The sequence below is a fragment of the Maritalea sp. YIW29 genome, assembly GCF_057219265.1.
Window position 1 is genome coordinate 100160 of record NZ_JBXVVF010000001.1, and the last position, 26762, is coordinate 126921.

The window sequence follows — 26762 nt, forward strand, 5'->3', positions numbered from 1 at the left end:
GCCAATTGAAAGGAAACGAAATGTGTCCTGTTGAACAAAAAGAGTTTGATCGTATGATCCAACTGGCCGAAAAAATAGGCTTTAATGAAGAAGAATTGGCTGAACTTATGGTGACCTATGGCTGCCGGGACAAGGGCAAGCGATGAATATCGGGCAAGCGGCCGAGCGAAGTGGGCTGCCCGCCAAAACCATACGATATTACGAAGAAATCGAACTGATAAAGCCAGCCCGCTCAGACAATGGCTATCGTGATTATTGCGAAGAGGACGTGCACCGACTTTGCTTTTTGCAGCGGTCGCGAAGCCTCGGGTTTACCATTGAAGAGTGCAGGACGCTTTTGTCGCTCTATAATGATGAGGACCGGGCCAGCGCCGACGTCAAGCAGATCGCAAAGACGAAAATCGCCCTGATTGAGCAAAAGGTGAAAGAACTTAATTCGCTAAAATCAACATTGTCGGTGCTGATCAAAAACTGCAATGGCGATGATCGGCCAGACTGTCCGATTTTGGACGATTTGGCAGGACATAATTCAGGCGCCGGTTAGATCTAACGACCCACCAAACTGCGTCCAACGGCAAATGCACCATGGCTTAAGGTTGCGCCGGCCTCATAGAAAAGACCTGAAGCACCGGTCATTCGCTCCTCATATTGCTTAATCGGAGCAATCGGCAAGTTCGACCGATCGTTCTGGGCAATAGCACGTGCAATCTCGGTGCCGAAAACGGTGCCCGGCCCAATGCCACGGCCCGAATAGCCAAATATGCTTAATGCGTTTGGTCCAAACTCGACAATTTTTGGCAAATGATCTTTGGTCATGGCAATGCGCCCGTGCCATGCATATTCAAGCTTTTTGTGAGCTAGGTTTGGATAAAGGGCAGCTAGTTTCCTCTGCGCCCAAAATTCGTGTGTCGCAGAGGCGGCATGGCCCAATGATCCAACCGAACCAAGCAAAAACCGACCATCACGATCAAACCTGAACGACGTCATCACCATCGCTGTGTCCCAACATCCTTCTCGATTGGGCAGGATGGATTGGCGTTCTATGTCCGACAAAGGCTCTGTTGCCAATTGGAAGTAGTGGACCGGGGTAAATTGTGATGGTTGGCTGCTTCGTTCTTGGCTGGCATAGGCATTTGTTGCAATAAGGATGTTGGGTGCAGAAACTGTCCCGAATTCCGTTCTGGCAGACCAAATTTGCCCCTCGCGGGTTATATTGGAAGCTGGGCTGTTATCGAATAATTGCGCGCCATTTTTCCGCGCTGCGTCTGCAAGTCCTAGGCAATAGTTCAAGGGTTGGATAGTGCCTGCACGGGGATCGAATAGAGCGCCGTGAAATGCAGAACTTCCAGTGCGTTTTTGCGTGGTTGGTTTATCCAGCAGTTCGACCGGTGCATTTCGTTCGATTTGTTGGTCATATCGCGATTGCAAATCCGCCAATCCTGCAGTGGAATGCGCACAATGCAATGTGCCGTTGCGGATTGCATCGCAGCTGATTTGATGGTCCGTAATAAGCGAGAACACCAAATCCGGAGCAGCCGCGAGCTTGGCATTTAGGCGAGCGCCTGCCAACTTGCCCAATATTTTTTCGACTTCGTCGGGTGGTGTCCAAAGGCCTGCATTGACCAATCCGACATTGCGGCCCGAACCACCAAAGCCGATTGTTTCCGCTTCCAGCAATATGACATCAAGACCGTTATTTACAGCCTCAAGCGCCGCCGCGCAGCCGGTAAACCCACCACCGATGATCAGAAGGTCAGCCTTTTTATCTCCCGCAAGGCGTGGAAACGCCGTCCGCTTGTTGGCTGTTTTTACCCATAGATTGTTGTCGAATTGCGGTTTGATCATTGGATTAACATTTAGGCACCAAAATAGCTTTTGAACCCGTCAATTATGCGGCCTATGCCATCATCATCTATGTCCAAGTGCGTGACAATGCGGATGCTGTTGCCACCTGCCAAATTGATGCCGCGCCCCGCCAGATGTTGGCGCAATGGGTCAATATCGCTTTGCTCGGGTTCGATGAACACCATGTTGGTTTGATTGTCTTGGAATGTCACTTTCATCCGATCAAGTGCAATCAGCTCTTTCGCCAGCGTGGCAGCGCGATCATGGTCATCCTGCAGGCGCGATACATTGTTGTCGAGTGCGTAGATGCCAGCAGCTGCCAGAATACCGGCTTGGCGCATGCCGCCGCCCAACATCTTGCGCCAGCGCAAGGCCGCGGCGATTTTCTTTTTAGTTCCCACCAGAACAGCACCCACAGGGGCACCAAGTCCTTTTGAAAGACAAATATTGACGCTATCAAAACGATCAGCCAGATCGGTTGGCGAAATGCCGAGCTTGGTGGTGGCGTTGAAAAAACGCGCGCCGTCCAGATGTTTGGTTAGGTTATGCTTGTCCGCGACGTCGAGTGCTGATTGGATGCGCGCAAGTGAAACAGCCTGGCCTGAATGGGTGTTTTCCAAGCACAGAATGCGCGAAATAGGAAAGTGTGGATCGTCCGGCTTTATCGCAGCTTCAATGTCTGTGGGTTCAAGCCCGCCGTCTTCTGCCACGTCCAACGGGAAGGGGAATGTGCCGCCCGCAACGGAGGACCCGCCGGCTTCATACTTGAAGATATGGTAGGGGCGGCCAACGATAATCTCTTCACCACGCTTGGTATGCATCAGCATTGCCGTAAGGTTGGACATGGTGCTTGAAGGCAGGAATAAACCGGCCTCTTTGCCCAACATTGTCGCAACTTTTTCCTCTAAGGCGTTGATGGTTGGGTCTTCGCCATAAACATCGTCTCCGGTTTTGGCCTCCATCATAATGGCACGCATTTGTGCGGAGGGTTGTGTCACCGTATCAGAACGGAGGTCCAGAACAGGCAAGTCAGTTTGCGCAACGAGGTTGCTCATATTTTGATACATGACGAAAACTCTTTGGGGGCATGGTGGGACAGTTTGTGTTGGGGCAAGACTGGCACAATTAAGCAAATCCGCCAAGTACTAACCAGACTTACTCGAGATGAATTTGAGTTGTTTGAGCTTGCGATTATGGGCGAGTGATCATATTGTTTTCATACTCGTCCCGTTGAGTCTCTGAATTTGAGATTTGCCTATCGTCCCACAAATGTTCGGCACAAACGGGTTGGCGTTGCGAACAGATATGTGGTGATCAATATGACAGATTTCGCATTGTGGCGAAAAACAATTCTCGCGCTTGTTATTGGTAGCATCGGCGCTGTTTTGGCAATTGCCATTCAGTTGCCGGCCCCAGCCCTTACTGGCCCTTCCATTGCGGTCACGTTAGCAGGGCTTTTAGGGGTAAAACTAGCGTTTGAACCCCGGGTAAGGGACATTTCGTTCTTGGTAATTGGCCTATCAATGGGCACCAGCGTCACACCGGAGGTTTACCAGTCAGCAAAACAATGGCCGTTCAGCCTTGCCGCTATTGTTTTAACGGTCACATCTGCGTTCTTTATCAGCCAATTTGTATTGAAAAAATATTGGAAATATGACGCGAAAACGGCGGTATTAGGATCTTCTCCGGGGCATCTAAGCTTTGTGATTGGGCTTGGCATGGATACGGGCGCGGACATTCGTTTGGTGTCGATTGTGCAAAGCATCCGCGTGCTGGCACTAACATTGGTCGTGCCCATGGTCGTTGTTTGGTCTGGATTGGCCGCAAATGGTTTTGCGCGCCCGACAAGTTTTATGACTCTAACAAATGTCGGCGCCAGTTTAGCTGTCGCAGCCTTGCTAGGCCTTGGCTTTAAGAAGTTTCGGGTGCCCGCGGCATTCGTTTTGTCCGGTATGTTTATATCGTTAGTGACCCATCTAAGTGGGGTGGTTTCAGGCCATATGCCTGAATGGCTGACATTGCCCGCCCTTACCATATTGGGCAGCATGATCGGTACGCGGTTTTCAGGGGTGACACTTGCGGAACTCAAGAGGGCGTTTTCTGCAGGCATGGCGATTACCTTCGTGGGTATGTTCGCCGCCCTAGCATTTGCGATTTTGCTATCATTTTTCGTCGACCTGCCGATCGCGCAACTGTTGGTTGCGTTCGCCCCAGGTGGTGTTGAGGTTATGGCCGCGATGGCATTTGCCTTGGATCTTGACCCAACATTTGTGGCCACACACCATATTGCCCGGCTGTTCTATCTCAGCTTTTTTGTGCCCATTGCCTTGATGTGGTGGGGCAAAGACTGAGCGATTGCAATTGGGGTGGCGACCTGATTTGGTGTTGGAGATAGAAAGTAGTTTTTGCGCTGGTTTTAGGACGTTTCATGCACATTTTTATTTCAGTAGATATTGAGGGCGTTGCTGGCGTCGCGGACAGCATTCAAGGGAAAACCGGTAATTCTGAATATGAAGTTGCGCGGCGCTTGATGACGCAGGAAGCAAATGCTGCCATTCGCGGTGCGTTTGCTGGCGGTGCAACAGAGGTCACTGTTGCCGATTCCCACGGCAAAATGCGCAATATGATTGTTGAAGAATTAGATCCCCGAGCGCGCGTTGTCTCTGGCGTGCTGCGCCCGCTCTCGATGATTGAAGGTATTAAGCCGCAACATTCAGGCCTCATTTTGATCGGCTACCACGCTGCGGCATCAAACTTTGGTGTGTTGGCACATACCATTAGCGGGCTAGCGTTTCATCGCATTCAAATCAATGGCCAGTTGGTTGGAGAGCCAACACTCTTTGGCGGGTATGCGGCTCAGATCGGGGTGCCATTGCTGGCTGTTAGTGGTGACCAATATCTTAGTGCCGAAATTGCCGCACAATTTCCCAACGCGAAATCAATCATCGTGAAAGAGACAATTGGCGCAGCAGCAACCAATTCACTTTCACCCGAAAATGCAAGAGAACTCATTGAAGCCAATGTAACTGAGGTCGTGCGCAACGCGCAGGGCGCAAAGTTGGACCAGCCAACGCGGCCACCGCTAAAAGTCGATATAGCATTTGCCAAGCAGGCCTTTGCTGACGGTGCAGCATTGTTGCCATTTGTGCAGCGTAAGGATGCGCACGGGATCAGTTTTGAGGCCGATAATTATGAAGATGTCATCAGCTCGATTGCAGCGATGGCCCTTATTGCTAGTGGGATGCTTTAGAAAATTTGAGCGGAGTGAACGTTGCGCGATCAAGAATTTGAACGATTGACTTCTGGCTGGTGGCGGTTGCCGCCTGGCCCTGCCAATTTGATAAGTGATGTTGCTGACGTGCGTGTTGGGCATTCCAGCAAGCTTCAAGGATCGGCGCGCACTGGTGTCACGGCAATTTTGCCTCACCGCGGCAATATGTTTTTACACAAACTTGAGGCGGGTGTTGCGGTGCTGAATGGATTTGGCAAGAGCGTTGGCTTGGTTCAGGTTGAGGAACTGGGTCAGATCGAAACGCCGATATTGTTGAGCAATACATTTGCCATGCCGATCTGTTCGAGCGTTTTGACAAAATGTGCCATCGCACAAAATCCAGAGATTGGTCGAACATTGCCAACTGTGAACTCGGTTGCCTTTGAATGTAATGATGGGCAGTTGAACGATATCCAAGCGATGCATGTAAGTGAAGAAATGGCCAATGCTGCATTGGACGATGCATCGACAGGGTTTGAATTGGGATCTGTGGGTGCCGGCACAGGTATGAAGAGTTTCGGCTTTGCCGGCGGCATTGGCAGTGCCTCGCGGCTTATTGAGGTTTCTGGCGGCCAGCAATATACCATTGGGGCGCTCGTTCTTACGAATTTCGGCAAGCAGAGCGAGTTTCGTTTTTGCGGCAAACGGCTTTCAGAAATTGAAGACGCTCAAGAAACGGCTGATAAAGGTTCGATTATCATCATCCTGGCCACCGACGCGCCGCTATGTTCGCGGCAGCTTAAACGAGTGGCAAATCGCTCGGGTGCTGCGCTTGGCAGGACGGGGAGTTTTCTGGGGCATGGAAGCGGCGACATCGCACTGGCGTTTTCCACGGCCAATCAATTGCAATCCGCTGCTATTACAAGCACCATTCCATTTGAGCGACTCGAAGAAACACGGCTAGACCATTTGTTTTTGGGCGCTGTTGAGGCCGTTGAAGAAGCAATCCTCCTTGCCATGTGGCATGGCAAAAGCCGAGAAGGATACGATGGTAAGGTATTCCCCGAGCTTCGAAAAACCATTTTGAACATCAAAGAGTAAGTCAATGAAACTATATGGATTAAAAAACTGCGATACTTGTCGCAAAGCGAAAAAAGCGCTGGAAGGCAAAGGTCATGCGGTTGAATTTATCGATGTGCGACAAAGCCCTATTGGTGAAGAGCAGCTCGGCCAGTTCTTGGCAGCGTTTGGCGAAGACAAGTTGGTCAACAAAAAATCCACAACTTGGCGGCAACTCAGCGAAACAGACCGCGTACTGCCTGCGCTTACGCTTTTGGCCGCTAATCCTTCACTGATGAAAAGACCGGTGATTGAAGCAAAAGACGCATTGCATCTTGGTTGGGCCAAGGACGTGCAGGCGATTTTTGCGACTTAAAAATTGAATAATTTGAACATGCAGTAATCCGTTCTTTGTCTTCAAGCGTAATGCTTATAGATTGGGAGACTGCAACATGCGATCGGCATTAAAACTTGTGAGCAATTTAGACCATAAGTCAGCGACCGAACTGGCAATCCAGCACCGCAAACTCATCGCATTGGTGGGTGAGGCGCAGGACCGTCAGGCATTTCAGGCTCTATTTGAATATTTCGCGCCCCGGATAAAAGCGATGATGCTTAAAGGCGGGGCCAACGTGATGCAGGCAGAGGATCTGATGCAAGATGTTATGATGACGGTGTGGCGAAAGTCATCTCAGTTTTCGCCGGACCGGGGCACGGTAAGTGCTTGGATTTTTACCATTGCGCGGAATGCGCGAATTGACTTGTTTCGCAAGGCCTCGTCTCGCCCCTATGAGGACGTGTACGAGATGGAAATTGCAACCGATGACAAAGGAAGCGACGAACAGGTTTTGCAGTTTGAGCGAGAAACCTGCGTCAGCGCTGCACTTGGTGAATTGCCCAAGGATCAACGTGAAGTGATCCAGTTGGCCTTTATCGCGGATCTCAGCCAAAGCGAAATTGCCAAAAAACTATCGCTGCCGATTGGCACAGTGAAATCTAGAATGCGACTTGCCTATGGCAAATTGAAGAGCAAATTGGAGGCAGTGCGATGAGTGCTAATCACCACCTGACCCACCATTTGGATGATGCAACCCTAATTCGATATGTCAGCGGTGACTTGGACGAGGCATTTGCTGTTATCGTCGCCTCACATATCGCAATGTGCGATACATGCCGCAAAGCGGCGCGCGATGCTGAACAATTGGGCGGGCAATTGCTTGAGCAACAAGAAATTGATGCGGTTGATAACGGCGCGTTTTTGAAACTGATGTCGGCGATCGATAAGCAAGATTCTCAGCCACGAAATGGCGTTGAAGCTTCTAATGTCCGTGAGTTCCCTAAAGCGCGTGTGAAAATATCAGGTGATGTGCCTTTGCCGTTGCAACGGTTTATTGGTGCACAAACATCCGACATTGAATGGAAAAAAGTAGCACCTGGCATCGCCAAACACGAGATTGATTTGGGCAAAGGATCTGCTTCTTCGCTTTACCTGCTCAATATTGCATCAGGTCAAGCTGTGCCAGAGCACGGCCATGGCGGGGTTGAGATGACTCTCATTCTATCTGGTGCCTATACGGATCGGTTTGGTCGGTTTGGCCCTGGCGACATTGCGGATTTAGATGAGCATGTTGAACATCAACCGATTGTTGAAGATGGGGCGCCCTGCATTTGCTTGGTCGCAACTGAAAAACCAACTCGGTTTAAGGGCTTGGTTGAGCGTATTTTGCAACCAATCTTCAAGATTTAGCGATGGAAAATCAGTCGCAAAATTCGCGCCACGTTTGGATCACGGGCGCAAGTTCTGGCATTGGCTATGCGCTGGCTGAGCGCATGGCTGCGTCCGGTGACAAGATTGCTGTTTCTGCGCGGTCTGAAGACAAGTTGGCGCAACTCGCTGACAAGCATGCCAATATTGAGGCCTTTCCGTTGGATGTGGCGCAGCAAGAAGATGTTGGCGCGGTTATTGACGCGATTGAAAATGATCAACCCATTGATTTAGTTGTGTTAAACGCTGGGGCGTGGTCCTTGATGGACGCCGTGGATATGGATGTTTCCAAAATCCGGCAAGGCGTTGAAGTGAATTATATGGGCGTGATTTATGCGCTGGAAAAGCTTGTGCCATTGATGAAAGCTCGTGGGCAGGGGCACATCGCCATCGTCGCCTCGGTCGCTGGTTATCGCGGTCTACCGCGTTCACTGGCCTACGGCCCAACCAAGGCGGCGCTGATTAATTTGGCCGAAACGCTGAAGCCTGAATTGGAAAAATTTGGCGTTCAGGTTTCGGTTATTAATCCGGGCTTTGTTGACACGGACATGACACGGGACAATCCGTTTCCAATGCCAGACCTTATCACGACTGATCAGGCAGCGATCGACATCGAAAAAGGCTTGAATGCTGGTAAGTTTGAAATACGGTTCCCTTGGCGTTTTACAACAGCGATGAAACTGCTGCGCATCTTGCCAAATGGGATATTCTTTTGGGCAATGAAGCGGATGATGGCGCAGTAGACGCCTAGATTATTCGGCAGGGTCTGGTTTCTTTTTCACAAACTCAACAGCGCGCTTTGGTGCGTCAGGCCGCGGCTTCAGCTTTAAGCCTTTGATCCATAGTTTGAGCGCTTCAAGATGAATGCCCGCCATTACTTTAACTGTCATCCAACCAGTGCCAATAATTGCTTTTAGCAATCGTCCATCAGTGAGTTGCTCTCGCTTGCCAGCGAAAAAGGCATTGAGAAGTGGGCCTTCTTGGTCACGCAACGCGACGCCAACGGTGATTTTTTCTTCAATTGGGGTGACGTGAAATGTGTAATTTCCGCTCACATCATTAAATGGAGACACGTAAAATTGCTTCTCACAATTTTGCCAAATCATGCCGTCTTCGCGTCGTTCCGCGGGAATGACATAGGTATGGCGCTGGCCGAATGTATTGTTGACCTCATAGATCATGAGGCGAGTTTGCCCTGTCTCGTCCAATCCAAAATAGACAGTGAGAGGGTTAAACGCGTAGCCAAATATGCGCGGGTAGGCGAGCATTTTGAATGAGCTTACTGGCGTATCCGGCAATGCTTTTTGAGCTAAGGTCTGAAGATAGGGGGAGAGATGTTGGCTGTCCCCATGGTCCTTATCGTAAATGCTGACCAGGTTTGGTTTGTTGTGGGAAAAGAATTTTAGTTTCCCCGCCAATTCATCAAGTTGATCGCAATCCACAAGCAAGTTAAAGACGCCATAATTTAGGCTGTGTTTCACCGGGCGCAGTCGCTTGTGCGTAACGTTCCCTTTATAAATGGCATTGGGGATTTCGCTCATTCGGCTGCAACTTTGTCGCTTGGCGAATGAATATGAATACGACCAGATTCGTTTTTGATATCCCAAGGTCGGCGGACGTCGCCCAAGGCTTCTGCTACTGCAAGCCCAGACTGAATGCCGTCTTCGTGGAATCCATAGCCAAAATAAGCACCGCAGAACCATGTGCGGTTTTGACCTTGCAATGCCCATAGAGATTTTTGAGCCTGAATGGCGGCCGCGTCAAAAACAGGGTGCTGATAATCAAACTCGGCATAGGTGAGCGATTTATCAATTTCGCCGGTCGGGTTTAGGGTGACGAATAGGTCGTGATCTGTTTCCAGCTCCTGCAATTCGTTCATCCAATAGGTAACGCATAGGCGGTCTTCTTCACTGGCACTGTCTTTGAGGTAATTCCAGCATGACCATAGGCGCTTGCGTTTCGGCATCCAGCTGGCATCGCTATGCAAAACGGCTTTATTGAGCTGATAGGGGAAGTGACCCAGAAGGTTTGTTTCCATCGGATCGGGTTGGTTCAACAATTCCAGAGTTGTGTCCGCATGGGTGGCCATCACAACTTGATCGAATGTCTGTGTGATGCCGTCATTGCTGACAATTTCAACATGATCTTTATGGCGAATGACAGACTTAATCGGGTTGTTCAACCTTGCATTGAAATCGCCATCTTCAACCAGCCGCTCAACATAATTTCGGCCGCCACCAATGACAGATCGCCAGTCTGGCTTTTGCTTGATTTTCAATAATGCGTGGTTGGCGTAAAAATCGATAAAGGTCTTTGCGGGGTACGACATCATTTCAGCCACGTCTGTCGACCAAATGGCTGCACCCATGGGGATGACATGGTTGTTGATGAAAAATTGCGAGAATTTTTCAGCAAGCAAATAGTCGCCAAGGCTGATATTGTCGTTGTAAGCCTCAATGCGCTTAGGGGCGGTCTTAAAGAACCGCATCATATCATTAAGTTGTTGCCAGTGGTCGATGTTCACCACATTGCGGCGCTGGCCAAAAAAGCCATTCGCCCCAGAGCCTGAATATTCATACCGCCCTTGATCGACACTAAAGGCAAAACTCATATCGGTATGGTGGGTCGCAATATTGAGGTGGTCAAACATTGCGGTGAGGTTGGGGTAATTGGGTTCGTTATAAACAATGAAGCCCGTATCAACGGGGATTGTGCCATCTTTTGTTTCAACATCAACCGTATTGGTGTGCCCGCCCAAATAGCTGCCCGCTTCAAAAAGCGTAACGTTGTGCGATTTGGATAAAAGCCACGCTGCACTCAGCCCCGAAATGCCCGAACCAACAATCGCAATATTCAGTTTTTGCATTGAATAACCTACGCTCTAAACCCCATTATAGATTAAACGGTTCAGCGTGATAGTTGGATCACAAAAAATATGAGTGAACCAAATCCGGTTTGCATTCGTTATGGTAGCAACAAGAGGATTTGAGAATGGTTCAATATTTCACCGCCTATGTCGCGACGTTGGTCGTCTTTTTGGGAATTGACTTTGTTTGGCTCAGTTTCGTTGCGCGAAAATTCTATTTTGACCGAATAGGGCCGCTTTTACTTGAACAGCCCAATTTTGCGGCGGCGGCGATTTTCTATCTCTTTTACGTCATGGGGATTGTGCATCTCGCGATTATTCCCGCGCTTAGGGATGGTTCAACCGCAACAGTACTCATCAATGCTGCCGTGTTTGGCCTTTTGGCCTATGCAACCTACGACATCACAAATGTCGCGACGCTTAAAGGCTGGTCCTGGGAAGTTGTGGCGGTTGATATTGTGTGGGGCGGTGTTCTCTCAATGGTATCAGCCTATGCTGGTTTTGCCATCACCAAAGCAATACTCAACTAAGTCTCCAATTGTGGGGTCCGCCGGGCGCCGCAATTATTTTTACTTTTTTTCCAAGGATTGATGCCGCACAATCGTCTAATAGTTGTTTGATACCCAAAGGGATCTGCAATTGGGCGCTTGTTTGGAACAGATATTGGTTGAAAATCAGACACCTATACGCTCATCGGAAGAGCTGGCAAAGCTTGCCGCCAATGGTGATCGGCAGGCATTTGCTGATCTGATTGACCAGCAATATGACTTCATTTTTCGCATCGCCGTTAAGTGGCTAGGCGATCAGGGCGATGCGGAAGACATCACGCAATCTGTCGTCATCAAGCTGGCCAAAGCTGTGCGCCAATTTGACGGGCGATCCAAATTTTCCAGTTGGCTTTATCGCGTCACACTAAATGTCGTGCGCGATCATCAACGTCAATCCGCTCGGCGGGGGCGCAATGTTGAGGCCTTAAGTTTGGTCGGGGCTTCGCACACGCCCTCAACCCAAGAAGATGAAACTGCTGCCAATGAGATTTGGACGGCGGTTCGGCAACTCCCGGAAAAGCAACGAGACGCCATGTTAATGATTTACGCCGAAGGGCTGAGCCACGCAGAATGTGCGGTGATCATGGGCTGTAAGGAAAAAACCGTTTCTTGGTATGTGCATGAAGCGAAGAAAACATTGAAGGGGCTTTTGTAATCTCATGAGTGATTTTGATAAAAAACTAGAGCACCTGAAATCTGTTGAAACGCCACCATCTTCTGATGATGCAAAGCGTCGCGCCATGGCGTTGGCAATGGACGCTTTTGATGAAGCAAAAAATAATTCAACAAAATCCCAAGGAATGTCGTGGCGGGAACGTCTTATGTCCATCTTTAGCCCATTGAGAAGGATTAAATTGATGGATATGCGCATTCCTGCAACCGCTGCGATCACTGCTTTGTTGGTGGTGCCCCTAAGCTGGCAATTGATGAACAACACGTCGCTGACGCCACCTAAGGTGGATAGTCGGGTGACGACGCCAACAAGCACCAACGAACCTGCAATCGTTTTGAACGAAGGGACCGACGGTGAGCTGCCGATTTTACCTCCGGAATTTGAAGAAGCGCCGGTATTAGCTGACGAGGTGAATGCGCCACTGCCAGAACCAACCCAATTGTTGGCTGCTCAACAGGAAGTGTCTATGGATGAAGCACAGCCAATGTTGCAGCGACAGGCCATCGGCAAGCTGGAAGCACAGGGTGCGAGTGCGCCCCGCAAAATGGACGGCATGATTGTCGACCCGAAAGCTGGCGATCAATTCACCTCGTTTGAAGACAGAACCATCAAATTGACGGTCGACAATCCAGTTTCCACCTTCTCAATTGATGTGGATACGGCGTCCTACGCCTATGTCCGAAATTCAATTGAAAGTGGCTATTTGCCGCCAAAAGATGCGGTGCGCACGGAAGAGCTGATCAATTACTTCACTTATGATTATGCGACGCCAAAAAGTTCGAATGAACCATTCGCGCCTAAAGTTACGGTCTTTCCCGCGCCTTGGAACGCTGAGCACAAGCTGATGCATGTGGCGGTCAAAGGATATATGCCACAGAATGTTTTGGAACAGCCAACCAACTTGGTGTTCCTAATTGATACGTCGGGTTCGATGCAGGATGCGGATAAATTGCCGTTACTTAAACGCGCCTTCAAACTGCTTGTGGATCAAATGGACGATGAGGATACGGTATCTATCGTCACTTACGCTGGAGCCGCCGGTGTTGTTTTGGAGCCGACAAAGGGTTCTGAAAAACGCAAGATTGTTGAAGCGCTTGATCGGTTGCAGCCAGGTGGCTCAACGGCTGGGGCGGCAGGTATTGAAGCCGCTTATCGGTTGGCTGATGATGCGAAGAATATCGATGGGGTAAACCGGGTTATCTTAGCGACAGACGGCGATTTCAATGTCGGAATTTCTGACCCTGAAGACCTCAAGAACTTCATCAAGCAAAAGCGGGATAAGGGAATATCTCTTTCTGTGCTTGGTTTTGGGCAAGGCAATTACAATGATGGGTTGATGCAAGCCCTTGCGCAAAATGGCGACGGAAATGCGAGCTATATTGATAGTTTTACAGAAGCGCGCAAGGTGTTGGCAAATGAAGTTGGCTCCACCCTCCAAACCATCGCACGGGACGTGAAAATCCAAATGGAGTTTAACCCCGCACAAGTTTCGGCCTATCGATTGATTGGCTATGAAACCCGCGCATTGAACCGCGAAGATTTCAACAATGACAAGGTTGATGCTGGCGATGTTGGTGCAGGCCATGCGGTGACGGCAATTTATGAACTAACGCCAGCAGACGGAGTTCAGCCTGTCGATCCATTACGTTACGGGCAAGACGTCGCCGCTGACCAGACTGCCAATGCAGATGAATATGGCTATTTCAAAATGCGCTACAAATTGCAGAATGCGGATCAAAGCGAGTTGATTGAATTTGCTGTCGATCAAACTAACGTAACAGACAATTTGTCGAACGACATTCAGTTCAGTGTCGCGGTGGCAGCGTTCGGGCAAAAGCTTCGCGGCAATGATCATGTTGACAATTTTGGCTTTGATAAGATTGCCGAATTGGCAAAATCGAGCCGCGGTTCTGATCGCTTTGGCTATCGTGCAGAGTTCATCCGCATTGTTGAAGCGGCGAAATCTCTTAGCCAAAATTAGAATAGATTTATGCGGCGGTGGTTGTGTCACCGTCGCATAATATTATGGTGAGCGCATAATCCAAACGCGAGTCGCCTCATGTCTGAACTCCCCATCCTTGATCAATCTGAATTAGACAAATTACTGGAAGATCAAAAGCCGCTTATCGAAGTGGAAATTGATGGGTTGGAGTTTAACCCGGATCAACTTGAAGAGCTGGTCGCGCAAAAAGTGCGTTTCAAAAACTGCCGATGGGTCGATTGCGATTTGAGCGGTGCACGTTTTTCGGAATGCCAGTTTTCTGGATCTTCCTTTTCTCGCTCGCGGTTGGGCGATGCGGAATTTGACCATTGTAACTTTTTTGACGCGCGTATGGGTGAGGGCGCTGATTTTTCTTACGCAGAAATGCGAGAAGCAAACTTCTCAAACTGCAACTTATCGTCAGCTCGGTTTGTTGGCGCAGATCTGTTTGATGTTTCGATTAAAGACTGTAAAGCCAATGGGGCGGATTTCGGTGAGGCCACATTTACCCGTACCTATGGGCGGGCGCAGCGCGTCACCCGCGCAAACTTAATCGCGACGATTTTTGATGATGCAAATATGTCCGGCATCGATATGGGCGATTGCAACTTGAGCAGATCGAGCTTTTGCAATGCTGATCTAAGTTCGTGCATTTTTTTGAACACAGATATGAGCAGTTGCGATCTATCAAACGCTCAGCTGCGGCGCGCAAATTTTGACCGTGCAGACTTGCGGGGGGCACGGTTAGAAGGGCTCATGCTCGGCATACTGTCCGGCTATGATGGCATCAAAATTAGCGAAGACCAGCAAGCCACGTTGTTGGCGCATCTTGGCATTCAGGTCTTTCCTTAATCGTCCATCTGAATTTGCGTCGCTTCCGGGGTGAAGGCGTTGGTGATCGGCACAATATCGCGGCCGTCCACAACCTTCTTGTCGCTGAGGAGGATACGTTGAATGCCAGTGCCAGCCAAAATGGCAGCAACAAAAATATACATCATGAACATGCCGTTTGCGCCAATGTTATCGAGGGCGAACGAGCCAACAATCGGCCCCAAAACCATGCCAGTGGCAAACACCAAAACGAGCGTGCTCGATGCGGCGACCATCTGGCTTTGTTTGATATGGTCGTTCATGTGCGCCATGCAGATCGAATAGATTGGCAACGTGAACCCACCGAGCAGCAAGAAGCCGCCGAACAAGGTTATGTTGTTGGATTGAGCGTTCGGGGCCAGCAGCATAAACATGCACACAAGAAATGTGATGAGGGCCGAGCCCGTAATAACCAGACGTCGATCAATCTTGTCTGAAAGCGTGCCCAGTGGAAACTGCATCAGCAATCCGCCAAATGTCGAGATGGCCAACAGATAACCTGTCGCGCTGACACTTAGCCCCACATTTCGGGCATATAGCGCGGTCACGAAGACCAATCCACCATTGGCGATGCCGGTCGCAAAGCCACCTATTAGAGCCATTGGGGACAATCTAAACAATTCAAATACTGTTACCCGTTGGGGGTCTTCGGTTGAAGGTTGAGTGGTTGCAGCGATCAAAATTGGGACTAGGGCAAAAGATAAAATCACGGAAGTAAGGATGAATAGGCTTATGTCGCCGGGCTTTGAAAGGCCTAGCATGAGTTGGCCGATCATGTAGCCAGCCGTCTGGATGACGAAATAGGTCGAGAGTAAAGATCCGCGGTTTTTATTGTCCGAAACAGAATTCAGCCAGCTTTCGGCAACGATATAAATGCCAGAGAAACAAAAGCCTGACACAACGCGCATAGCGCCCCAACTATATGGATCATAGGTGATCAAGTGGATTAGCGCTGACGTGCTGGCAATCGAAACAAGGGCTGCGAATACCCGAACGTGCCCGGACCCTGAAATGAGACGTGGGGTGATGAAACACGAAAAGATAAATCCAATTGGATAACCGGATTGCACCAAACCGATGACGGATTCAGAAAATCCGATTTCCTGTCCGCGAATGGTGAGAATGGTCGACAATAGACCATTGCTGACCATCAGCAAAATCATGCCGATGAATAAGGGCCATGCCGAGCGAATAGCGATCCACATTTGTTTTCCCCCCGAACAGGCGCAGCGCGCAAAACCTGATTGCTTTCAAAGAACCCTAACAACGGATTTCAAATAAAAGCAATAAGTTCAGGGAAGGGTCTTTAGTCTAAGAAGCGGGCAAGTTTGAACGCAGATAAGTCAAGGTCAGATTTTTGATGCAACATTTGCTGTGCTACAGCTTCGCCAATGGCAGCAGAGTGCTTAAACCCGTGACCTGAACACGCCGACACGATCATCATATTGTCATGGTCTGGGTGCGTGTCGATTATGAAGTCACTGTCCGGTGTTAGGGTATATATGCAGGTGACAGATTTCTTTGCGGCGGCCTGGATGCCGGCGAGGCGACCTTCTAAATGCACTTCAAACATGTCGACCTGTTCCTTGGTGTCGACATCTGTGTTCATTGCATCCGGGTTTGCTGTTTCGCCGTAATTTGCGGTCGCGACCTTGACCAAATTTGGTTCCGCGAGGGACGGCAAACCATAATATCCATCGCCTTCGCCATGTAACCAAATGAATACGGGATGATCAGTCCAATCCTTTTTTGCATCCTGCGCAATCGGATACCAGTGTAGCACTTGGCGCGAGGTGGTTAGAATGTCGTCATAGGGTTTTCCAAGCAGTTTATTGACCCATGGCCCAGCGCTCACTACCAGCTTCTTCGCGATTATTGTCTCGCCATCAGTTTCAACTTCAAACTGGCCATCAACAGAATTGATGGTGCGCACTTTGGTGTCAAACAAGGTCTTGGCGCCCAGCTCGGCCGCGCGATCAAGTTGGGATTGCACGCATTCTTCGACTTTGAGGTAACCGGCGCCGGGTTCGAAATAGGCTTGATCATTTCCGGTTGCATTGAAGCCTGGGAAGCGGGCGCGGATTTGCTCCGCGTTTAGCAATTCGTGATCGATGTTGAACTTTTTCGCGGCGGCGATTGTTGTTTCTAAGAAGTCATCACTGCCGTGCACGCTGCCATGGCTGTCGCCAGAGGCGATCATCAACCCACCAACTTCAAACAGCAATTGCTCGCCAGTTTCGTTGGCTAGTTCTTTCCAAATTTCATGAGAACGCAGGGCAAGCGGGGTATATTGAATGCCCTCCCCAATGGCGCAGCGGGTGACACGGGTTTCACCATGTGTCGAACCCTTTGTGTGAGGCGGGGTGAACTGATCTATGCCAATGACATTGGCGTTTTGCTTGGCCAATTGGTAGAGCGTTGCACTGCCCATTGCGCCCAAACCAATAACAGCGACGTCATAAATTTTGCGATTGGTCATCGGGGTGTCCTCAATAATATTTGAAACAGATTTAGACGGTTTGATCGTCGATCAGATCGCTCGGTTTTGCAAAATTAGACAACTCGTCAACATCCGTGATGTTGATTTTGTGCCCCGATACTTTCACGCCATATGGCTTGAGCGTGTTGAAAGCGCGAGAAAGATTTTCGGGCGTCATGCCCAAATTCGATGCCAAAATTTTCTTGTCATAGGGGAGGACGACCTCATCGGTTCCCTGTTTTTGGCGATAGCGCAATAGTCGATTTGCTAAGCGTTCGACTGACGTGCGTAGTTTGAGGTTTTTGTGTTCTTTCACCACTGCGCGATAGCAGGTGGAAAGTTCCATCACCATGGCTTTGGAGAACGCGGGGTCACTGTCAAAAACGCCTCTAACGCTTACCGCAGGGATCATCAAAATGCGTGACTTTTTGCTCGTGCGCGCCGACATTAAATAGACGGCATCTTTCAGTATAGCCGCAAGAATGAAAGAGCTAACCGGGTACACCATGGACATAGTGCTTTCGCGTCCATTCAGATTTGCAAAAAGCTCCACACAGCCTTCGACCACAATATGCAGAAAGTCGGATGCTTCACCCTCACGGATCAACTCCATATTGGGTGGAAATGTCTGCAAAAATGACGCGCGCATGAGCTCGTCAAAACTCTCTTGGGATATACCCTTGAAGATGTTGAGTTCGCGAATCTGTTCTTGTTCTACTGGTCGCATGTAGATTTCTTGTTATTGATAATTATCAAGATAAGACTTGATCATTTTTGCAACGTGCTTGCAACCCTAAAGTTTTTGCCTAAACAAATGTCTTAACCGCAACCCACGTTTGCAGGTGGATCTCTTGTTTTGCTGCGGATTTGTAAGATTTTGATCTGGATCAACAATTCACGACCCCATTAGCGAGTTTATGCCTTTCAAGGAGCTCGCACACGATCATCTAGAGCGAGTTCAGCTTTATCGGTTGTACATTAAGGGGACAAACTCTCATGGAGCTGCAAAACAAGGCGACAAGCCTCTGGGGAAATTTTTTCAAGATCTCAATGGTGCAAATCAGAACGTTCCATATGACATGGTTTTCGTTCTTTCTCTGCTTCTTTGCATGGTTTGGCATTGCGCCATTGATGCTGATTGTTCGCGATGAGCTTAGTTTAACAAAAGACCAAATCGGTTGGACAATCATCGCATCAGTATCAGTGACCATCTTTGCACGATTGCTTATCGGTTGGTTGTGCGACCGGATCGGTCCAAGATTGACTTACACTGGTCTTCTAACTCTTGGCGCGCTCCCTGTGATGGGCATCGGCTTGGCGCAAGACTTCCAATCCTTTCTGATTTTCCGCCTTGCTATTGGTGCAATCGGCGCGGCCTTCGTGATTACTCAATATCACACCACCGTCATGTTCGCGCCAAATGTGGTCGGGCAGGCCAACGCGACTTCCGCTGGTTGGGGTAACCTCGGTGGCGGTGTCACACAGTTTGTGATGCCAATGATCTTCTCAATTTTCGTGCTTGGTTTTGGTTTCTCCGAAGCTGCGGGCTGGCGCTTGTCCATGGTGGTTGTCGGGTTGGCGATCTTTGCAACAGGTATTGCCTATTTCTTCTGGACAAAGGATGCGCCAGACGGGAACTACAAAGAGCTTCGTGCCAAAGGCATGATGTCACAAAAGAAGAGCGTCACCGCCAACTATTTTGAAGCGCTAAAGGACAGCCGCGTTTGGGTGTTGTTCCTGATTTATGGTGCGTGTTTTGGCATCGAATTGACCGTCAACAATGTGGCTGCACTCTACTTCGCAGATTACTTCGACCTTGGTTTGGTTGCCGCCGGTTTGGTTGCCGCTTCATTCGGCTTGATGAATATTTTCGCCCGGACATTGGGCGGGATATTTGGCGATAACTACGGCGCACTTTGGGGCCTCAAGGGTCGTGCGTTCTGGCTGTTCATCTGCTTGTTCTGTGAGGGCTTGGCTTTGATGCTCTTCTCACAAATGCATGTGCTGTTCCTCGCCATTCCTACCTTGATCCTTTTCTCACTGTTCACCCAAATGGCTGAAGGCGCGACTTACTCGGTTGTTCCCTTCATCAACAAGAAAGCACTTGGCGCAGTTGCTGGCGTCGTTGGCGCTGGCGGTAACGCGGGTGCGGTGGCCGCTGGGTTCTTGTTCAAGGGCACATTGGACTGGTCACAAGCATTCCTGATCATCGGTATTGTTGTGACAATCGCATCGTTCCTAGCCTTCTTCGTTCGCTTCTCAACTCGTCAGGAAGATGAAGAACGGGCCAATTTTGCAGCGGCAAACATCGAGACAATTAAGGCCAAAGCCGACAAGGCAAATGCTGAGTTGGAAGCTGCGATCGAGGCTGTTGCCAAGAAGCGCGCAGCAGAAGCTCAAGCAGCAACTTAATTCAACATTGCGGGCTGGCACTAACCAGCCCGCTCAAAAGTAATTCAAGAAACGCTCAAGAACAGTCTTGAGAAGGTTTTCAACTTAAGGAGAAATATCGTGGGTAAAGACCTTCGCGATTGGAACCCGGACGATGAAGCGCAGTGGAATTCCACTGGTAAGGCCATCGCCACGCGCAACTTATGGATATCAATCCCATCTCTATTATGTGGTTTTGCTGTTTGGCTCTATTGGGGCATCATCACGGTGCAAATGGTGAACTTGGATTTCGGGTTTGCGAAATCTGAATTGTTTACCCTGGGCGCGATTGCTGGCCTAACAGGTGCCACGCTACGTATTCCTTCCACATTCTTCATCCGGATTGCGGGCGGGCGAAACACTATTGTGTTTACAACCGCCTTGTTGATGATCCCAGCGATTGGCGCAGGCTTTGCGTTGCAAGACCCGGGCACACCGCTTTGGTACTTCCAAATGCTCGCTTTCTTGTCTGGCATTGGTGGCGGTAACTTCTCATCATCAATGTCCAACATCTCCTTCTTCTATCCGAAGAAAATTCAGGGCTATGCGCTGGGTATGAATGCCGGGTTGGGCAATTTTGGCGTGACCACCATGCAAATCCTGATCCCATTGGCGATGACAATGGGTCTGTTTGGTGGCGCGAGCCGCACTTTGGTGAATACATCTGGCACATTGATCGGCAAAATCCCTGCTGGGACTGAAACATACATTCAGAACGCGGGTTTGATTTGGTTGGTCTTCCTCATTCCGCTCGCGATCCTTGGTTGGTTGTTCATGAACAACATTCGCGATGAGCATGTGTCACCCAAAATTCCAAACTTCTTTGGATCCGCAGGCATCATCCTTGGCATGTTGGCGATTGGCCTTTTGACTTCAGCGTTTGGTGTTTGGCTATTGTTGCCAACAGTTGAGGGCGGCATGCCAACCTCTGGTCTTGGTCTTTCAAAATGGATCGTATTGCCGATTGTTATTGTGCTCACCGTCTTGGGTCTGAAAATGATCCCAGGTGCCGTCGGGCAAAACCTGAACCGTCAATATAAGATTTTCGGCAACAAGCACACTTGGGCGATGACCGTCATTTACACCATGACATTTGGTTCGTTCATTGGCTTCTCAGCAGCTTTGCCTTTGACCATCAAGGTTGTGTTCGGTTTTAGCCATGTTGAAGTTGATGGAGTTATGACCCACGATTTGGCCAACCCAAATGGTCCGTCTGCGCTGATGTTTGCATGGATGGGCGCATTTATTGGCGCGCTAATCCGTCCGATTGGTGGCATGTGGGCTGACAAAATGGGCGGTGCAAAAGTAACGCAGATCATCTCCGTTGTTATGGTCGCAAGTGCGTTGGGCGTAGCCTACTTCATTCAGCAGGCCTACTCATCTGCCACACCAGAAATCTACTTCTGGCCATTCCTTGGACTGTTCCTCGTGTTGTTTGCTGCCACTGGTATCGGCAACGGTTCGACCTTCCGCACCATCGCGATGGTGTTCGATAAAGAGCAAACCGGCCCAGCATTGGGTTGGACAGCAGCGGTTGCCGCGTATGGCGCTTTCATTATCCCGAAAGTGTTCGGCGAGCAGTTGGGCGCAGGACATCCTGAATACGCATTGTACGGCTTCGCGATCTTTTACGCGGTCTGCATCGTGATCAACTGGTGGTTCTACCTCCGCCCGAACGCATACGTTCAAAATCCTTGATAACTGAGCGCGATCATTGTCGGGGTGTCGGCAGGGCACCCCGATCAATCCTAATTATAGGGGAACTGATATGAGTAATTTACTGGATCGTCTCAACTTCTTAGCGCCAAAGGAGAAATTCTCTAATGGCCATGGGGTTACGACCAATGAAAGTCGCGGTTGGGAGGATGCCTACCGCAAACGCTGGCAGCACGATAAAATTGTGCGCTCAACACATGGGGTGAACTGTACAGGTTCATGCTCTTGGAAAATTTATGTGAAAGGCGGCATTGTCACTTGGGAAACGCAACAAACTGATTACCCACGTACACGGCCTGACCTTCCAAACCACGAGCCACGTGGTTGCGCCCGTGGCGCGAGTTACAGCTGGTACATGTATTCCGCCAACCGCGTTAAGCACCCGCTTATCCGTTCGCGTTTGGTGAAATTATGGCGCGAAGCCCGCGTGATGCGCGAGCCGGTCGCTGCCTGGGAATATATCCAGCAGGATAAAGAAGCACGCAGTTCTTACCAAGAAGTGCGCGGCCATGGCGGCATGGTGCGGTCAACTTGGGATGAAGTGAACGAAATCATCGCAGCGGCTAACGCATATACTGCGAAAACTTATGGCCCTGACCGGATTATTGGCTTCTCGCCAATTCCCGCGATGTCCATGGTTTCTTACGCTGCTGGCTCTCGTTACCTCTCATTGATGGGCGGCACATGCATGTCGTTCTATGATTGGTATTGCGATTTGCCACCCGCATCACCCATGACATGGGGTGAGCAAACCGACGTTCCTGAAAGTGCTGATTGGTACAATGCTGGCTTCTTGATGCTTTGGGGCTCAAATGTGCCGCAAACGCGTACACCAGATGCTCATTTCTACACAGAAGCGCGTTATAAAGGCACCAAGTCAGTTGTTGTATCGCCTGACTATTCTGAAGCGTCAAAATTTGCCGACCTTTGGCTGCACCCGAAACAGGGCACTGATGCAGCGCTAGCCATGGCGATGGGCCACGTGATTTTGCGCGAGTTCCACCTTGATCGTCAGGCCGAATATTTTGAAGACTATTGCCGTCGTTATACCGACATGCCGAACCTGGTTCGGTTGGTCGAAAAAGACGGCAACCTAATCCCCGAGCGTTTGGTTCGCGCCTCTGATTTCAAAGACAATCTTGGCGAAAAAGAAAACGCCGAATGGAAAACTGTCGCGGTGGACGGCAAGACGAAGAAGATCGTCGTGCCACAAGGCTCTGCCGGTTTCCGTTGGGACGATAGCAAACAGTGGAACTTGGAAGCCAAAGACGCTGGCGGCAATGAGACCGAATTGGATATGAGCTTTGTGCTTGATGGTGAGCATGACCAAGTTGCTGATGTGGCATTCCCATATTTCGGCAATAAGGAACATGACCATTTTGAAGGCACAGATCACGACAGCGTCTTGGTGCGCTCTGTTCCGGCCAAAAAGGTCAAGCTAGCCGACGGCGATGCGCTGGTCGCTACGGTGTTTGATCTGTTTGTTGCGAACTACGGTCTTGATCGTGGTTTGGGTGGCGAAAATGTTGCCACGAGCTTTGATGATGAAACACCTTACACTCCAGCTTGGGCTGAAAAGATCACAGGTGTGCCAAGAGAGCATATCATCACAACTGCTCGTGAGTTTGCGGACAATGCGGAGAAAACAAATGGCCGTTCCATGGTCATTCTCGGCGCTGGTCTAAACCACTGGTATCATATGGATATGAACTATCGCGGTATCATCAATATGTTGGTGATGTGCGGTTGTATCGGTCAGTCTGGCGGCGGTTGGAGCCATTATGTGGGGCAAGAAAAACTTCGCCCGCAAACGGGATGGCAGCCTCTAGCGTTTGGTTTGGATTGGAACCGTCCACCACGCCATATGAACTCAACAAGTTTCTTTTATGCGCACACAGATCAGTGGCGCTATGAAACTGTGAAGGTTGATGAGATCTTGTCCCCCACAGCGCCTGATGGCCCGTGGGATGGCACCATGATCGACTATAACATTCGTGCTGAACGGATGGGCTGGTTGCCTTCTGCGCCACAGTTGAAGACGAACCCACTCACTATTGCCGCAGCAGCGAAAGAAGAGGGCAAAGACCCCAAAGACTATGTGGTTGAAAAGCTCAAGTCTGGCGAATTGGAAATGTCATGTGAGGATCCTGACGATCCGGCAAACTGGCCACGCAACATGTTTGTTTGGCGCTCCAACTTGCTCGGCTCTTCTGGTAAGGGGCACGAATATTTCCTCAAACATTTGCTTGGCACATCACATGGGGTGATGGGCAAAGATTTGGGCGAGGAAGGTCGTGCGCGATCAACCGAAGCCAAATGGCACGATGAGGCACCTGAAGGAAAATTGGATCTTTTGGTTACGCTGGATTTCCGCATGTCTACAACATGTGTTTATTCAGACATCGTTTTGCCGACAGCAACTTGGTATGAAAAAGACGATCTGAACACGTCAGATATGCATCCCTTCATTCACCCGCTATCAACAGCGGCGGACCCTGCTTGGGAAGCAAAATCGGATTGGGCAATTTTTAAAGGCTTGGCCAAAAAGTTCTCCGAAATTGCACCAGAAGTTCTTGGTGTTGAGACTGATATCGTTACCTTGCCAATTCTGCACGATACTCCTGCCGAAATGGGCCAGGCACTTGATGTGCAAGATTGGAAGAAGGGCGAAATCGACGCCATTCCAAACAAGACGATGCCCAACATTATTCCGGTCGAGCGTGATTATCCGAACTTGTATAAAAAGTTCACGGCGCTTGGTCCTTTGATGGACAAAGCTGGAAATGGTGGCAAGGGCATTGCTTGGGATACTAAGCACGAAGTGCATTTGCTCAAGGAACTCAATGGCGTTGTGACCGAGGAAGGTGTTTCCAAAGGTCTTGCAAAAATTGAGAGTGCGATTGATGCATGTGAAGTTGTTCTTAGCCTTGCGCCAGAAACAAATGGCGAAGTGGCGGTTAAAGCTTGGCAGGCATTGGAAGAAAAAACGGGCCGTGAACACGCTCACCTTGCTTTGCCAAAAGAAGATGAAAAAATCAGGTTCCGAGACATTGTCGCGCAGCCAAGAAAGATCATCTCGTCACCAACTTGGTCGGGCCTTGAAAGCGAAAAAGTTTGCTACAATGCGGGTTATACCAATGTGCATGAATTGATCCCTTGGCGCACGCTAACTGGTCGTCAGCAGCTCTATCAGGATCACCTCTGGATGCGGGCATTTGGTGAAGGGTTCTGTCTCTACCGACCTCCGATTGATACCAAAACCATCACGCCAGAATTGGACAAACGTTCAAATGGCAACAAGCAAGTGGTGCTGAACTTCATCACGCCACACCAGAAATGGGGTATCCACTCCACCTATTCTGACAATTTGATGATGTTGACGTTGAACCGTGGTGGCCCTGTGGTTTGGCTGTCTGAGACCGACGCCAAAAAGGCAGACCTTGAGGACAATGATTGGGTTGAAGTTTACAACACCAATGGTGCTCTTACCGCGCGTGTTGTTGTTTCTCAGCGCATGAAAGATGGAACGATCTTCATGTATCACGCGCAAGAGAAAATTGTGAACACACCTGGGGCGGAAACAACAGGCCTTCGCGGCGGCATTCATAACTCAGTGACCCGCGCCATCACCAAACCAACGCACATGATTGGCGGCTATGTCCAGCAATCATACGGCTTCAACTATTACGGCACCGTCGGCTCTAACCGCGATGAGTTTGTGGTTGTCAGGAAGATGGACAAAGTCGAATGGCTCGAAGGGCCATATAAAGGCAAAAGGGGTGCTAAATAATGCGTATTCGTGCACAAGTCGGCATGGTGCTGAACCTTGATAAATGTATTGGGTGTCACACCTGTTCTGTCACCTGCAAAAATGTTTGGACCAACCGTGAGGGCGTTGAATATGCCTGGTTCAACAATGTGGAAACAAAGCCCGGTGTTGGTTACCCAAAAGACTGGGAAAACCAAAAGAAATGGAATGGTGGTTGGACCCGCAATTCCAAAGGCAAGATCACTCCCAAAATGGGCGCGAAATGGCGGGTGTTAGCCAAGATTTTTGCCAACCCTGACCTGCCTGAAATTGACGACTATTATGAGCCGTTTGATTTTGATTATGGCCACTTGCAAACCGCAAAAGAAGTTGAAACAACGCCTACCGCGCGTCCACGTTCTTTGATTTCTGGCGAGCGGATGGAAAAGATCAATTGGGGTCCAAACTGGGAAGAAATTCTTGGTGGTGAGTTTTCCAAACGTGGAAAAGACTACAATTTTGAAGGCGTCGAAAAAGAGATATACGGCGAGTTTGAAAACACCTTCATGATGTATCTGCCACGGTTGTGTGAGCACTGCCTCAACCCAACTTGTGTGGCCGCATGTCCATCTGGCGCAATCTATAAGCGTGAAGATGATGGTATTGTGTTGATCGACCAAGAAAAATGCCGCGGTTGGCGGATGTGTGTTTCTGGTTGTCCATACAAGAAGATTTATTACAACTGGTCTTCAGGAAAATCAGAAAAATGCACATTCTGTTACCCACGCATTGAGGCTGGGCTGCCAACGGTTTGTTCTGAAACGTGCGTTGGGCGCATCCGCTATTTGGGCGTGATGCTTTATGATGCGGACAAGATCGAAGAGATTGCCTCAACACCGGACACAAAGGATTTGTACGAGAAACAGCTCAAAGTGTTCCTTGATCCAAACGATCCTGAAGTTATTGCTGAGGCGCGTGCGCAGGGCATTCCAGAAGATTGGCTCGAAAGCGCCAAAAATTCGCCTGTCTACAAAATGGCGATGGATTGGAAAGTGGCGTTCCCACTTCACCCAGAATATCGGACGCTGCCAATGGTTTGGTACATTCCGCCATTGTCTCCACTGCAAAATGCAGCGGCTGCTGGCAAAATTGGTGTTGATAAAAACTCCATGCCAGATGTCGATAGCATGCGCATTCCTGTTCGTTATCTCGCCAATCTTTTGACCGGCGGCAAGGACGAGCCAATCAAAGTTGCGCTGAAGCGGATGCTGGCGATGCGCGGATATATGCGCACCAAAACAATCGACGGTGTGATTGACGACAAGTTCGCGACCGATGTCGGGCTAACCCCTGAATTGATCGAGGACATGTACAAGATCATGGCGATTGCGAACTATGAAGATAGATTTGTGATCCCAACCTCACACCGTGAGGAAGCTGAGGATGCATATGACCTTCGTGGGTCATGCGGGTTTAGTTTCGGCAATGGTTGCTCTGGTGGCAATTCAGAACTTGATCTGTTTGGTGCAAAGAAAACCAAAACAGTAACCACACCAACTGACGTATTTTGA

24 protein-coding genes are annotated in these 26762 nt (G+C 49.6%); 17 read left to right on the forward strand and 7 right to left on the reverse strand.

Going from position 1 to position 26762, the window contains the following annotated elements; translation table 11 throughout:
• Positions 1–20 precede the first annotated feature (20 nt).
• Positions 21–146: a hypothetical protein gene (locus AC2D8L_RS00450; protein ID WP_484683482.1), complete on the forward strand. Its 126-nt coding sequence runs from the start codon at positions 21–23 to the stop codon at positions 144–146.
• The gene (cueR, locus tag AC2D8L_RS00455; RefSeq protein ID WP_484683483.1) at positions 143–544 is read left to right on the forward strand and encodes a Cu(I)-responsive transcriptional regulator; all 402 of its coding nucleotides are present in this window, start codon (positions 143–145) and stop codon (positions 542–544) included. Before AC2D8L_RS00450 ends, cueR begins: the two co-directional genes overlap by 4 nt.
• Before the next feature lie 2 nt (positions 545–546).
• Here the strand turns inward: cueR and AC2D8L_RS00460 are convergent, their stop codons facing one another.
• A complete protein-coding gene (locus tag AC2D8L_RS00460; protein WP_484683484.1) occupies positions 547–1845 on the reverse strand; it encodes an NAD(P)/FAD-dependent oxidoreductase in 1299 nt (432 codons plus the stop codon).
• Positions 1846–1856: 11 nt separating this feature from the next.
• Positions 1857–2900 (reverse strand): low-specificity L-threonine aldolase, encoded by a 1044-nt coding sequence (gene ltaE / locus AC2D8L_RS00465; protein ID WP_484683485.1) that lies wholly within the window; start codon positions 2898–2900, stop codon positions 1857–1859.
• Between the two features lie 264 nt (positions 2901–3164).
• Here ltaE and AC2D8L_RS00470 point away from each other — a divergent pair, with 264 nt between their 5' ends.
• From AC2D8L_RS00470 to AC2D8L_RS00500, 7 genes are all read left to right on the forward strand, one after another.
• Positions 3165–4196 carry an AbrB family transcriptional regulator gene (locus AC2D8L_RS00470; protein WP_484683486.1) on the forward strand — a complete coding sequence of 344 codons (1032 nt, stop codon included), beginning with the start codon at positions 3165–3167 and terminating at the stop codon, positions 4194–4196.
• A 77-nt stretch (positions 4197–4273) separates the two neighbouring features.
• Positions 4274–5095, forward strand: a complete 822-nt coding sequence (locus tag AC2D8L_RS00475) for a M55 family metallopeptidase (protein WP_484683487.1) — start codon at positions 4274–4276, stop codon at positions 5093–5095.
• A gap of 21 nt (positions 5096–5116) precedes the next feature.
• Positions 5117–6157 carry a DmpA family aminopeptidase gene (locus tag AC2D8L_RS00480; RefSeq protein WP_484683488.1) on the forward strand — a complete coding sequence of 347 codons (1041 nt, stop codon included), beginning with the start codon at positions 5117–5119 and terminating at the stop codon, positions 6155–6157.
• 4 nt (positions 6158–6161) lie between these two features.
• Complete coding sequence (locus AC2D8L_RS00485; protein ID WP_484683489.1) at positions 6162–6491, forward strand: ArsC/Spx/MgsR family protein; 330 nt, start codon at positions 6162–6164, stop codon at positions 6489–6491.
• A 76-nt stretch (positions 6492–6567) separates the two neighbouring features.
• Positions 6568–7167: a sigma-70 family RNA polymerase sigma factor gene (locus tag AC2D8L_RS00490; RefSeq protein ID WP_484683490.1), complete on the forward strand. Its 600-nt coding sequence runs from the start codon at positions 6568–6570 to the stop codon at positions 7165–7167.
• Positions 7164–7862 carry a ChrR family anti-sigma-E factor gene (locus AC2D8L_RS00495; RefSeq protein ID WP_484683491.1) on the forward strand — a complete coding sequence of 233 codons (699 nt, stop codon included), beginning with the start codon at positions 7164–7166 and terminating at the stop codon, positions 7860–7862. Before AC2D8L_RS00490 ends, AC2D8L_RS00495 begins: the two co-directional genes overlap by 4 nt.
• A gap of 2 nt (positions 7863–7864) precedes the next feature.
• Complete coding sequence (locus tag AC2D8L_RS00500) at positions 7865–8623, forward strand: SDR family NAD(P)-dependent oxidoreductase (protein ID WP_484683492.1); 759 nt, start codon at positions 7865–7867, stop codon at positions 8621–8623.
• Positions 8624–8632: 9 nt separating this feature from the next.
• Here AC2D8L_RS00500 and AC2D8L_RS00505 read toward each other — a convergent pair whose 3' ends face one another.
• Together AC2D8L_RS00505 and AC2D8L_RS00510 are read right to left on the reverse strand one after the other, a co-directional pair.
• Positions 8633–9421: a DUF1365 domain-containing protein gene (locus AC2D8L_RS00505; protein ID WP_484683493.1), complete on the reverse strand. Its 789-nt coding sequence runs from the start codon at positions 9419–9421 to the stop codon at positions 8633–8635.
• Positions 9418–10746 carry an NAD(P)/FAD-dependent oxidoreductase gene (locus AC2D8L_RS00510; protein ID WP_484683494.1) on the reverse strand — a complete coding sequence of 443 codons (1329 nt, stop codon included), beginning with the start codon at positions 10744–10746 and terminating at the stop codon, positions 9418–9420. Before AC2D8L_RS00510 ends, AC2D8L_RS00505 begins: the two co-directional genes overlap by 4 nt.
• A 125-nt stretch (positions 10747–10871) precedes the next feature.
• On the opposite strand from AC2D8L_RS00510, the gene AC2D8L_RS00515 reads away from it, so the two are divergent.
• The 4 genes from AC2D8L_RS00515 to AC2D8L_RS00530 all read left to right on the forward strand — a co-directional run bounded on the left by AC2D8L_RS00515 (position 10872) and on the right by AC2D8L_RS00530 (position 14800).
• Positions 10872–11276 (forward strand): DUF2177 family protein, encoded by a 405-nt coding sequence (locus AC2D8L_RS00515; RefSeq protein WP_484683495.1) that lies wholly within the window; start codon positions 10872–10874, stop codon positions 11274–11276.
• A 133-nt stretch (positions 11277–11409) separates the two neighbouring features.
• Positions 11410–11949 carry an RNA polymerase sigma factor gene (locus tag AC2D8L_RS00520; RefSeq protein WP_484683496.1) on the forward strand — a complete coding sequence of 180 codons (540 nt, stop codon included), beginning with the start codon at positions 11410–11412 and terminating at the stop codon, positions 11947–11949.
• Positions 11950–11953: 4 nt separating this feature from the next.
• Entirely contained in the window at positions 11954–13948 is a 1995-nt protein-coding gene (locus AC2D8L_RS00525) for a vWA domain-containing protein (RefSeq protein WP_484683497.1), read from the forward strand.
• Between the two features lie 78 nt (positions 13949–14026).
• Positions 14027–14800, forward strand: a complete 774-nt coding sequence (locus tag AC2D8L_RS00530) for a pentapeptide repeat-containing protein (protein WP_484683498.1) — start codon at positions 14027–14029, stop codon at positions 14798–14800.
• On the opposite strand, the gene AC2D8L_RS00535 is transcribed toward AC2D8L_RS00530, so the two are convergent.
• The 3 genes from AC2D8L_RS00535 to AC2D8L_RS00545 form a co-directional block, all read right to left on the reverse strand.
• Positions 14797–16023 (reverse strand): MFS transporter, encoded by a 1227-nt coding sequence (locus AC2D8L_RS00535; RefSeq protein WP_484683499.1) that lies wholly within the window; start codon positions 16021–16023, stop codon positions 14797–14799. The genes AC2D8L_RS00530 and AC2D8L_RS00535 overlap by 4 nt on opposite strands.
• 101 nt (positions 16024–16124) lie before the next feature.
• Positions 16125–17297: an N-methyl-L-tryptophan oxidase gene (solA, locus tag AC2D8L_RS00540; RefSeq protein WP_484683500.1), complete on the reverse strand. Its 1173-nt coding sequence runs from the start codon at positions 17295–17297 to the stop codon at positions 16125–16127.
• 31 nt (positions 17298–17328) lie between these two features.
• Positions 17329–18024, reverse strand: coding sequence for a cyclic nucleotide-binding domain-containing protein (locus AC2D8L_RS00545; RefSeq protein WP_484683501.1), 696 nt, complete (start codon positions 18022–18024; stop codon positions 17329–17331).
• Between the two features lie 269 nt (positions 18025–18293).
• Between AC2D8L_RS00545 and AC2D8L_RS00550 the strand changes: the two genes are divergently transcribed.
• From AC2D8L_RS00550 to narH, 4 genes are all read left to right on the forward strand, one after another.
• Complete coding sequence (locus tag AC2D8L_RS00550) at positions 18294–19709, forward strand: MFS transporter (RefSeq protein WP_484683502.1); 1416 nt, start codon at positions 18294–18296, stop codon at positions 19707–19709.
• A gap of 99 nt (positions 19710–19808) precedes the next feature.
• The gene (locus AC2D8L_RS00555) at positions 19809–21425 is read left to right on the forward strand and encodes an MFS transporter (RefSeq protein ID WP_484683503.1); all 1617 of its coding nucleotides are present in this window, start codon (positions 19809–19811) and stop codon (positions 21423–21425) included.
• Positions 21426–21495: 70 nt separating this feature from the next.
• Entirely contained in the window at positions 21496–25233 is a 3738-nt protein-coding gene (locus tag AC2D8L_RS00560; RefSeq protein WP_484683504.1) for a nitrate reductase subunit alpha, read from the forward strand.
• Entirely contained in the window at positions 25233–26762 is a 1530-nt protein-coding gene (narH, locus tag AC2D8L_RS00565; protein ID WP_484683505.1) for a nitrate reductase subunit beta, read from the forward strand. The genes AC2D8L_RS00560 and narH overlap by 1 nt, the downstream gene beginning before the upstream one ends.